General features: G+C 51.3%; 8 protein-coding genes. 7 read left to right on the plus strand and 1 reads right to left on the minus strand.

Annotation, left to right across the window (positions count from 1 at the left end; all coding sequences use genetic code 11):
* Positions 1–718: 718 nt before the first annotated feature.
* The 7 genes from AADEFJLK_RS21195 to AADEFJLK_RS21225 all read left to right on the plus strand — a co-directional run bounded on the left by AADEFJLK_RS21195 (position 719) and on the right by AADEFJLK_RS21225 (position 9,247).
* A complete protein-coding gene (locus AADEFJLK_RS21195) occupies positions 719–934 on the plus strand; it encodes a YgaP family membrane protein (RefSeq protein WP_103975676.1) in 216 nt (71 codons plus the stop codon).
* 30 nt (positions 935–964) lie between these two features.
* Positions 965–2,242 (plus strand): NAD(P)/FAD-dependent oxidoreductase, encoded by a 1,278-nt coding sequence (locus tag AADEFJLK_RS21200; protein ID WP_088620348.1) that lies wholly within the window; start codon positions 965–967, stop codon positions 2,240–2,242.
* Positions 2,243–2,319: 77 nt separating this feature from the next.
* Positions 2,320–3,654 carry a TolC family protein gene (locus AADEFJLK_RS21205; protein WP_088620349.1) on the plus strand — a complete coding sequence of 445 codons (1,335 nt, stop codon included), beginning with the start codon at positions 2,320–2,322 and terminating at the stop codon, positions 3,652–3,654.
* A gap of 18 nt (positions 3,655–3,672) precedes the next feature.
* Positions 3,673–4,770 (plus strand): efflux RND transporter periplasmic adaptor subunit, encoded by a 1,098-nt coding sequence (locus AADEFJLK_RS21210; protein WP_103975677.1) that lies wholly within the window; start codon positions 3,673–3,675, stop codon positions 4,768–4,770.
* Positions 4,767–8,024: an efflux RND transporter permease subunit gene (locus tag AADEFJLK_RS21215; RefSeq protein WP_103975678.1), complete on the plus strand. Its 3,258-nt coding sequence runs from the start codon at positions 4,767–4,769 to the stop codon at positions 8,022–8,024. The genes AADEFJLK_RS21210 and AADEFJLK_RS21215 overlap by 4 nt, the downstream gene beginning before the upstream one ends.
* A gap of 104 nt (positions 8,025–8,128) precedes the next feature.
* On the plus strand, positions 8,129–8,458 hold the full coding sequence (locus AADEFJLK_RS21220) for a CZB domain-containing protein (protein ID WP_103975679.1): 330 nt from the start codon (positions 8,129–8,131) through the stop codon (positions 8,456–8,458).
* A gap of 90 nt (positions 8,459–8,548) precedes the next feature.
* Entirely contained in the window at positions 8,549–9,247 is a 699-nt protein-coding gene (locus AADEFJLK_RS21225; RefSeq protein ID WP_170065202.1) for a class I SAM-dependent methyltransferase, read from the plus strand.
* Positions 9,248–9,298: 51 nt separating this feature from the next.
* On the opposite strand, the gene hemE is transcribed toward AADEFJLK_RS21225, so the two are convergent.
* Positions 9,299–10,363: a uroporphyrinogen decarboxylase gene (gene hemE / locus AADEFJLK_RS21230; protein ID WP_103975681.1), complete on the minus strand. Its 1,065-nt coding sequence runs from the start codon at positions 10,361–10,363 to the stop codon at positions 9,299–9,301.
* Positions 10,364–10,562: the final 199 nt, after the last annotated feature.

A 10,562-nucleotide genomic window follows, 5' to 3' on the forward strand; every position in this document is an offset into this window, starting at 1 on the left:
ATATTGGATTAGTATTTTAATTAAGTAAAAACAACAAGCTGCAATGGAATCCGTCCCCCTCCCCTGATGGGGAGGGATGGGGTGGGGAGAATCTAAATAAGGCTTTTTTCATTAAACGAAATAAAAACAGTCTGATTAAAATCTCTTAGTCATGAGCATAAGTCATTGATTTTATTCTCCCCACCCCAACCATCCCCATCAGGGGAGGGAGCTGCCCACCTTAACAAGCCTTAGCTCTCCGCTAATCTTCCTCACTATTTAGAGGTGACTTTATGAAAAACTTGATGATCGAGTTTAAGCAGATGCAGGCTTGATGCCTGATTTTTGGCAGCTGTTGCCTATCTTCTTATATTTTTGGCTTGTTATTTTCAAGCACTCAAGAAACATTTTTTTGCAACCGTAAGAGAAATGACTTGTGAAGCACAGTCACGTTAAAAAGTTGTCTTTACCCCGTATTAATGGGCTGAACCAGTAGCCCATTGTCCAGACCGTTAGCAAAAATAGTTTTGCAGTGTCTCGCTGGTGTTTCATATTGAAACGTAAATTGTTTCACATTTTAATTGAAACATATCCATCATAAAATAAAAGATTTATTATTCCTCATAAAAAACAGAAGATTGCTGAGGGGGCTACGGTTTTCTTGAATTTGGCACAGCAATAGCATTAGAATTTAATAATAGAGTTATTTATAAAATTTTACCTTTGAGGAGCCAAAATTATGACTATCGAGCGCGTCGTCAGAATTGTTGCCGGATGCTTCATCTTGCTGTCCCTTTGCCTAGGCGTGGCAGGCAGCCCGTTTTTTCTGCACCGTGATTGGCTTTGGTTTACCGCCTTTGTCGGGGCTAATTTATTGCAAAGCGGTTTTACCCAATTCTGTCCGTTGGAAATAGTCCTGAAAAAACTGGGCGTTAAATCATCCTGCCAATTATAGGCAGTCATATAATAAAAAGAGGAGTAGGTCATGGCTAAAATTGTAATTGTTGGGGCGGGTATCGGCGGCATTCCGATGTCTTTTGAAATGAAGGAACTGGCGCGTAAGGAAGATGAGGTGGTGGTGATCGCCGATACACCAACCTTCCATTTTGTCCCGTCTAACCCATGGGTAGGGGTCAACTGGCGTAAACCGGAAGACATTAAAGTCGAGTTGGTACCGGTCTTTAAAAAGAAACAGATCACGTTTATCCAGCAAAAAGTGACCCGTTTCCACCCCGAAACTAATCAGGTGGAATTGGCGGACGGTGCGTTGGTGGCTTATGACTATCTGGTGATTGCCACCGGCCCCAAACTGGCGTTTGAGGAAATCCCTGGCTTAGGCCCCGAAGGTTATACGCAATCGGTCTGCCATGTCGACCATGCGGGTAAGGCGGGTGAATTTTGGGATGGCTTTGTTGAGGAACCGGGGCCGATTATTATTGGTGCGGTACAAGGGGCTTCGTGTTTCGGGCCGGCTTATGAATATATGTTTATTGTCGAAACCGATTTGCGTAAGCGCCAAATCCGCGACAAGGTGAAAATGACCTATGTCACTGCCGAGCCTTATATCGGCCATTTGGGTCTGGGCGGGGTTGGTGATACGCGTGGGATGCTGGAAAGCGAGTTGCGCAATAAGCATATCAATTGGATTTGCAATGCTAAAGTCGACAAAATCGAAGCCGGCATGATGTATGTCACGGAAGTGGATGACAGCGGGCAGGTGAAAAAACAGCATGAGTTGCCGTTTAAGCACAGCATGATGTTGCCTGCCTTTAAAGGCGTTGATGCGTTGATGGGTATTGATAAACTGGTGAATCCGCGCGGGTTTGTCTTGGTTGATGAGCATCAACGTAACCCGACCTATAAAAATATTTATTCGGTGGGGGTGTGTATCGCCATTCCGCCGCAGGAACAAACGCCTGTACCGACAGGTGTGCCAAAAACCGGCTATATGATCGAGTCTATGGTAACGGCTACGGCGCATAATATCCGTGATGAGCTGGACGGTAAAGCGCCTAGCCATAAAGGGACTTGGAATGCTTTATGTCTGGCCGATTTTGGCGATTCGGGCATTGCTTTCTTAGCTATGCCGCAAATCCCGCCGCGCAATGTGCAATGGGCGGCACGCGGACGTTGGGTGCATTGGTTGAAAATTGCTTATGAAAAGTATTTCATGCGCAAAGTGCGCAAGGGTTTGAGCGAGCCGTTTTATGAGCGCTTGCCGTTAAAAGCGATGGGCATTATGCGCTTGAAAAAGTCAAAATAAGCTGTCCGGCCAGTGAGGGCGCAACCTTCACTGGCCTTTTTGTCGTTTTAGCCATTTAGCCATACTCTACGGAACTCATGAACTATTTAAAGACATTGCTTATCGGCGGTATCCTCGGCTCGATGACGGGTGTGTATGCCGCACCACCCGCTACGGCGTTGACTTTGCCGCAGGCGATTGCTTACGCGCTGGAAAATAATCCTGAGCTGACCATTATTGAAGCGAGGCTTGGGCAGGCACAAGACCAATTGCAGTTGGCGATGGCAGCCAATTATCCGCAAGTGAAGCTGGGGGTGTCTTATCAATACAGCAATAATCCGGCCGAGGCGTTCGCGATGTTAATCTCCCAGCGGCGGCTAAATTTTGCGGGCACGGATTTTAACCATCCGGGCGGGGTCGAGAACTTCCGTCCGCAAGTCACGGCGACTTATTCATTGTATCGGGGCGGCCAAGACAGCCATTTACGCGAAGCGGCACAGTTGGGCACGCAAGCGGCGGAGCTGGAACAGGCGGCGGTGCGTAACCGCTTGGTCAATCATATCAGCGCCGCGTATTACGCGCATTTGGCGGCGGCCGAGGCCCATCAAGTTAGCCAGCGTTCGGTGACGGCGGTGCAAAGTGAGCTTGAACAATCGCAATTGCGCTATCAGGCGGGTACGGTGCTGAAATCGGATGTACTGTCCTTACAAGTGCAGGTGGCGGAAGCGAAAGAGGCGGAAATTCATGCCGCTAATGCCATCGAAATGGCGTTGACCATGCTGAAAACCTTGTTGGGAATATCCGCGGACGAGCCGTTGGCTCTTAAGGAAACCCTGGCGCAAGCCTTACCTAAACCGCCAGAAAAATTTACGGAGTTGCTGGCACAGGCTATGGCGCAGCATCCCGAATTACAGGCGGCGCAAAAACGCGTCGCCATTGCCGAGCAACAGCTTGCCGCCGCTAAAGGCGCGTATCTGCCGCGTGCCGATGCCTATGTGAGTTATGGCGCGAACAGTAAGGATGTGGACTTTAGCACCAACCGCGATAATGTCAGTATCGGGGTACAAGTCGAAGTGGATGTGTTTAACGGTTTTGCTACCCAGGCCAAAGTCAAAAAAGCCGAGCATGAAGTGACAGCGGCACAAGAAGCTGCCCGGCAAAGCCGTTTGCAGATTGAAAACGGGCTGAAATCGGCGCAATTAAATTTACAGGAAGCCTTAAACCGCGCTGACGTGGCGACAGTGTCGGTACAAGCCGCCGAAGAGGCGTTGCGTTTGGTCAACGAGCAACGGCAAGCCGGGGTAGTGACGGTGACACGCTATATTGAAGCGGAAGTGGCGCGTGATAAAGCCCATGCGCGGCAAATCAGCGCCCGTTTTGACGCGTTACGCGCGGACGCGGAACTTAAACAGGCCATCGGTTTTTGGCAATAAGACACAGGACAGGTTCAGATGACCGCTCAGAAGACATTTTTAACAAGCTACCCCTGGTTGATACCGATTGCCGCGATTAGCGGCTTAGTATTGGTGATTTTATTCGCATTAGGTTTTTTAGGCGGTGGGCAGAAGATTAGCCAAGGCACTACCGAGGCGATAGGGCAACTGGTGCCAACTGGGGCGGCAACGCTGACGGTTGCCCGCCAAGCGACGACGAATGTCTCGGCTTGGCAGGGTACGGTACGCTCACGACTGGCCGTTAAAATTGCCCCGAAACTCAATGCGCGTATTGTCGATATCCCTGTACATCCAGGTGAGCGTGTCCATAAAGGGGCAGTGCTTGCCCGGCTGGATGATCGGGAGCTACGCGCTGCTAGCCAAGCATCCCAAGCCGCCCAAGCCGCCGCCGAGGCGCAAGCCGCGCAAGCGGCGGCGGAAGAGAGGCGCATCATTGATTTATATGCTAAACAAGCTGCTACTAAGCAAAATTATGATGCGGTATTGGCAGGGGCGCGGGCGGCGCGGGCACTGGCGAACCAAGCCGCCAGTTCTGCCCAGCAAAGCCAAGTGCTGTTAGGCGAAGATGTTTTAACCGCGCCGTTTGACGGCATTATTGGTGAGCGATTGCAAGAACCCGGCGATATGGGAATGCCGAACCAGACGATTGTCACCTTATTGAAGCCTGATGATTTGCGTCTGGAGGCGGCGGTGCCCAGCACTTGTGCCGGGCAAATCGGTTTGGGTATGGCGGTGACGGTGCGTATCGACGCACTGCACCAGACGGTGCAGGGCAAGGTGGATGAAATCGCCCCGGAAACTGACCCGCAAACGCGTAGCCAAGCCATAAAAATCAGCTTACCCGCCACGCACGGTTTACAACATGGGCAGTTTGCTTGGTTGGAGTTGGCTTGCCAAGCCCAGCAGCAAGTGTTGTTGATACCGCAAACGGCGGTGGTGTCCTATGGGCAGTTGCAGGCGGTTAAGGTAGTCGAAGGCAAGCAGGCGCATGTCCGCCATATCCGCACCGGCAAGGCCTACGGTGGGCAAGTTGAGGTGTTATCGGGTTTGCATGAGGGTGAAACTATTCTGCTGGACAGTGGGTTGCAGTCATGAGCGCCGATATTAAAAAAGACAGCCTGACGGTCGCTATTGTCAGGCTGTTCACCACTTCGCATTTGTCGTTGCTGTTTTTGCTGATTTCCTTGCTGGCGGGGGCGGCGGCGTTGCTGCTGACCCCGCGCGAAGAAGACCCGCAAATTATCGTCCCGGTCATGGATGTGTTTGTCCAAGTACCCGGCGCGTCAGCAGGTGAGGTTGAGCAACAAGTCACCACGCCGTTGGAAGTTTTGCTAAGGCAAATTCAGGGTGTGGAATATGTCTATTCGGTGTCGCGCCCCGGTGAGGCGGTGGTGACGGTGCGTTATTTGGTGGGGGAAAATCTGGAAAGCAGCCTGATTAAAACCCGCGATAAGTTACAGGCCAACCAAGATATGATCCCGCCTAGCGTCAGCAATTGGTTGGTGAAGCCCGTTGAAATTGACGATGTGCCGATTGTGCTGTTAAGCCTGTCGTCGTCACAGCCCAATGGCGAGGCAACGGCGTTGCGGCGTATCGCCGATGAATTGATCGCCCGGTTGCGGGAAGTCGATAATGTCGGCAAAAGCTGGGTGGTCGGCAGTGCGCCCCGGCGGGTCAGCATTTATCCTGATCCCGCCAAACTGGAGGCGGCGGCGTTGACGTTGCCGGACATCCAACAGGCGCTGGCGCAAAATAATAGTAATCTGCACGTCGGCACCATCACGGCGGCAAATAAGCAACTGGTGTTAGAGGCGGGGCCGTCGTTTGATGATGCCGGGCAAGTCGGTGCTACGGTGTTAAAAAGTGTCGGTGGGCGGTTGCTGCATTTGCGGGATGTCGCGCAAATTATCGACGGGGCGGCGGATGTTGACGAATACACGCGCATCGGTTTTGGCCCTGCCGTCACGGCGATGCAAACGGTCGGCACTAACGCCCCGTTGCCGATGGCAGGTGAGGAACGTTACATGACCACTATCGCTATCGCCAAGCGGCGCGGCAGCAATGCCGTTAGTGTTGCTGAGCAGGTTTTGGCGCTGACGGAACAGCTTAAAGGCACGTTAATTCCTGATAATGTTTTGCTGACGGTTACGCGCAATTACGGCGCGACTGCCGACCATAAGGTCAATGAGTTGGTGATGCACTTGTCGTTGGCGATTTTGACCATTATTGTGTTGTTGGCCTTGTCGCTGGGCTTTAAGGAATCGCTGATTGTGTCGTTGGCGGTACCGATGACCTTTGCCGTGACTTTGTTATGTGATTATCTGTTCGGCTATACCATTAACCGTGTGACTTTGTTCGCGCTGATCCTGTCCTTAGGGCTATTGGTGGATGACCCGATAGTGGATGTCGAAAATATCCACCGCCATTACCAAATGCGCAAAGAGCCGCCTTTACAGGCGCTGTTATCGGCGGTTAACGAAATTAGGCCACCGACTATTTTGGCGACTTTTGCGGTCATTATGTCGTTTGTGCCGATGTTTTTTATTACGGGCATGATGGGGCCATATATGGCACCGATGGCGTTTAACGTGCCGATTGCCATGCTCTTGTCCTTGGTGATCGCTTTTACGGTTACGCCGTGGGCGAGTTATCGGCTTTTGAAAGGCGATTATGGCAAAGGCCATGATACGGTATTTGACCTGAAAGCCAGCCGGGGCTTTAAAATCTATCAGGCGCTCTTAGCGCCTTTATTAGGCAGCAAAGCCAAGGCCGGCTGGTTTTTATTGGCGGTGCTGTTGGCTTTTGTCGCTTCGGCAATGCTGGCGGTGACGCGGGTCGTACCGTTAAAGTTATTGCCTTTCGATAATAAAAATGACTTGCAGCTTATCATTGATATGCCAAAAGGCAGTTCTTTGGAAGCGACGGATGAAGTCGCGGCCGCTTTAGGGCAATACCTTGCCAGTGTCAACGAAGTCAGCAGTTATCAACGCTATGTCGGGCTGGCGTCGCCTATGGATTTTAACGGTATGGTGCGGCATTACTACCTGCGCCAAGGGGCGAATGTCGGCGATATCCGTATCGTGTTAGCGGATAAGACCCGGCGTGAACAGTCTTCGCACGCGATTGCCCTACGCATCAGGTCGGACATTGACCGCATCGAAAAACGCTATGGCGCGAATGTCAAAATTGTCGAAATGCCGCCGGGGCCGCCAGTCCTGTCAACGTTAGTTGCGGAAATTTACGGCCCGCCCGAAGCCCATTATCAGGATATTCTCCATGTCGCTCAACGGGTGCGGGCGGATGTGGCAAAGACCGCCGGGGTGGTCGATATCGATGATGTCATCGAAGCTGAACAAGGCAAGCTGCATTTTCTCATCGACCACGATAAAGCCGCGTTGCTGGGTATCAGCAGTACGCAAGTGGCGCGTACCTTGCAATTGGCAATAGAAGGCGTTCAGGTAGGTCAACTGCATCTTGCCCAAGAGCGTCAACCCTTAACGATACAACTGCAATTGCCTAGGGCGGTGCGCTCTTCCGAAGCGGATTTGCTGGCTTTGTCGGTAGCCAGTGCGGATGGCACTTTAGTGCGGCTGAGCGAGCTTGGGCAATTCGCCCATGAAAACGGCGAACAGGCCATTTACCATAAAAATATGCAGCGGGTGGCTTATGTGACCGGGGAAATGGCCGGACGCAGTCCGGTTGAGGCTATTTTGGATTTGTTTGGTGTATTTGACCGCCAGCCTTTGCCGGACGGCTATCATGCCGAAATGGCGGGGGAGGGCGAGTGGAAAATCACGGTCGATGTGTTCCGGGATCTGGGGCTGGCATTTGCGGCGGCGATGGTGATGATTTATGTGTTGCTGGTCGGGCAAACCGGCTCGCTGTCCGTGCCGTTAATTATGATGATAGCGATTCCGCTGACGGTCATTGGCATTATGCCGGGTTTTTGGTTCATTAACCTGTTTACTGCCCCGGTCGGCGGGTATGCGACCCCCATTTACTTTACAGCCACGGCAATGATAGGCATGATCGCCTTGGCGGGTATCGTCGTGCGCAACTCGATTATTCTGATTGATTTTATTGAGAATATTTACCGTAATAACCCGGCCATCAGCTTGGCGGAGGCGATTGTCGAAGCGGGGGCAACCCGTTTGAAGCCCATCTTTTTAACCGCCGCCTCCGCTGTGCTGGGTTCGATGATGATCGTCTTAGACCCGATTTTCTCCGGTTTGGCGTGGAGCTTCATTTTCGGCATTATCGCCTCAACCCTGTTCTCGTTGGTGGTGATTCCGGTGGTGTATTTTTTGTTAAAGCGTAACAGCCTTAAGAGAGTGTTGCCGGAGGCGTAGCGGCATATCTCCTTGTCAGGGCAGCTAGACTCTACATCTTGTCATAAAGTATTTTAAAATGGAAAAACGCCCTAAAAAGGCGTTTGTTAACTGAGGTTGATAGCATGATTTCTTTTAGTAACTATATGGTCCAACACGTTTTGTATATTAACGGCATACAAAAATGCCTTAAGCAGCATACCGAGTTTAACCATAAAAAGCCTACGGAATGTGCATTCGGCAAGATGTTTTATGCTGACATAAAACCTAAGCTGGATGCGTTTCCTAAAAATAAGCAAGACGTAATCCATGAGCTTGAGCAGACCCATACCGCTTTCCATAATGCCGCCCTGCGGATTAGCCATGACAATCCTGATATTGACGCGGCTAAACAAGACACTTGGCTTTATTCGTCAAAATTGATTAACTTGTTAAATGGCCTTGAAAAAATGTAAGAGTCAGGGGGCAAGCGCAAAAAGCGATTGTTTTCTAAAAGATCGGGCGGTATGTTATGGCGGATTTTCTACAGACCTTACGGAGACGCTATGCACGACCAGATACAGACTGAAGCCGAAAACATTTTCGACACTTGGGAAATTTATAAAAAAATTGTCAGCGCCAATAATATGTTCCATAGGGAGCTATACGCTGACGTTGCGGCGGTTTTGCAATCGGTCAGGCCTGGTTTTTCTTTCTTGGATTTGGGCTGCGGCGATGCCGCGCATTTTGCTACGGTGTTGGCCGGGTTGCCGATAGGCGGTTATTGCGGGGTGGATTTGTCCAAAACCGCGCTGGCTTTGGCGGCAGATAACCTTCAGGCTTTGGCTTGCCCAGTAGAGTGGCGGTGTGGCGATTTGCTGGAAGTTTTGGTGGCCAGTACGCAGCGCTATGACGTAATTTTTACCGGCTTTGCGTTGCATCATTTAAGCACTGCCCAAAAAGAGGCGTTTTTTCAGGCCACTTTCGCGCATTTGAATGCAGGTGGCTGTCTAGTGCTGGTGGACACTGTCCGTGCCGAGGAGGAGGATAGGGCAGCGTATTTGGCGGCTTATTGCGGTTGGTTGCGTGACTGTTGGCAAGGGGTTTGCCCGCAGGAGAAGGAAGTGGCTTGCCAACATATCATTGACTATGATTTTCCCGAAACCTTGTCGGCTTTACAGGCTATGGCAGAACAGGCGGGCTTTCGTGCCGGCTTGCCGATTAGCCGTTACCGCTGGCATCAGCTGTTGCGTTTTGAGATGTAACGGCGGCGAAGCCTTGCGGGTACGGCAACCTGCAAGGCTTCGCCAAAGTCTTTAAGCGTGGAGCGCCGGGCTGTATTCGTGGACAGCATCGACCATCGCTTTGACGTGGTCGGGGTTAATATCCGGCAAAATGCCATGCCCTAAGTTAAACACATGCCCAGAACCTGAACCGTATTTGCTTAATATCGTTTTGACTTTTTCCTTAATGATGTCCGGTTGGGCATATAAGGCGATAGGATCCATATTGCCTTGCAAGGCAACTTTACCGCCCACCCGCGCCCGCGCCTGACCGATGTCGGTTTGCCAATCCAAGCCTAAAGCATCATAGCCCGCATCCGTCATGGTTTCCAACCACAAGCCACCACCTTTGGTAAACAAGATAGTCGGGATAACTTGCCCGTCCTGCTCGGTTTTTAATAAAGCCCGGACTTGTTTGGCATAGCGCAAGGAGAATTCGGCATAGTCTTCGCTGCTTAACATGCCGCCCCAAGTATCGAACAGCATCACTGCTTGTGCCCCAGCTTCGATTTGGGCGTTGAGGTAAGCGGCGACGGCTTGTGCCAATTTGTCCAACAGCAGGTGCATGACGGCGGGTTGCTCGTACATCAAACTTTTGACTTTCTGGAAGCTTTTGCTGCTGCCGCCTTCGACCATATAGGTCGCCAGTGTCCAAGGGCTGCCGGAAAAACCGATTAGCGGTACGCTGCCTTGGAGGTTTTTTCTGATCAGGCTGACGGCATCGGTAACATAGCGTAATTCTGCACCGGGGTCGGGGATGGGCAGGCGTTGGATGTCGGCAAGGCTGCGTACCGGATTGTGGAATTTAGGGCCTTCGCCTTCGGTAAAATATAGCCCTAAGCCCATCGCGTCAGGGATGGTCAAAATATCGGAAAATAGGATGGCGGCATCGAAGGCGAAACGGCGCAACGGTTGCAGGGTCACTTCACAGGCCAATTCGGGGTTGGTGCAAAGGTTCATAAAGCTGCCCGCCTGTTCGCGTATTTGGCGGTATTCGGGCAAGTATCGGCCCGCTTGGCGCATCATCCATACAGGGGTGCGGTCTATAGGTTGTCTGAGCAGGGCTTTAAGAAAAAGGTCGTTTTTTAAAGTTGTCATGGTTTAAGATCTGATGTTACGCAGATATATTCTGCGATTTAAAAAACAAATAATGAGTCGCTGTCGCGACGATTTTTTTAATCGGGTTCTCGCACCCGAAGGCGAGATACTTTCTTTTGCTCCGCCAAAAGAAAGTATCCAAAGAAAAGGCGGCCCGATTGCCGCTTGATCCTGCGCTTCTCGGTTTTGTCGGGGGTCG

The organism is Methylovulum psychrotolerans (assembly GCF_002923755.1).
GTDB classification, from domain to species: Bacteria; Pseudomonadota; Gammaproteobacteria; order Methylococcales; family Methylomonadaceae; genus Methylovulum; species Methylovulum psychrotolerans.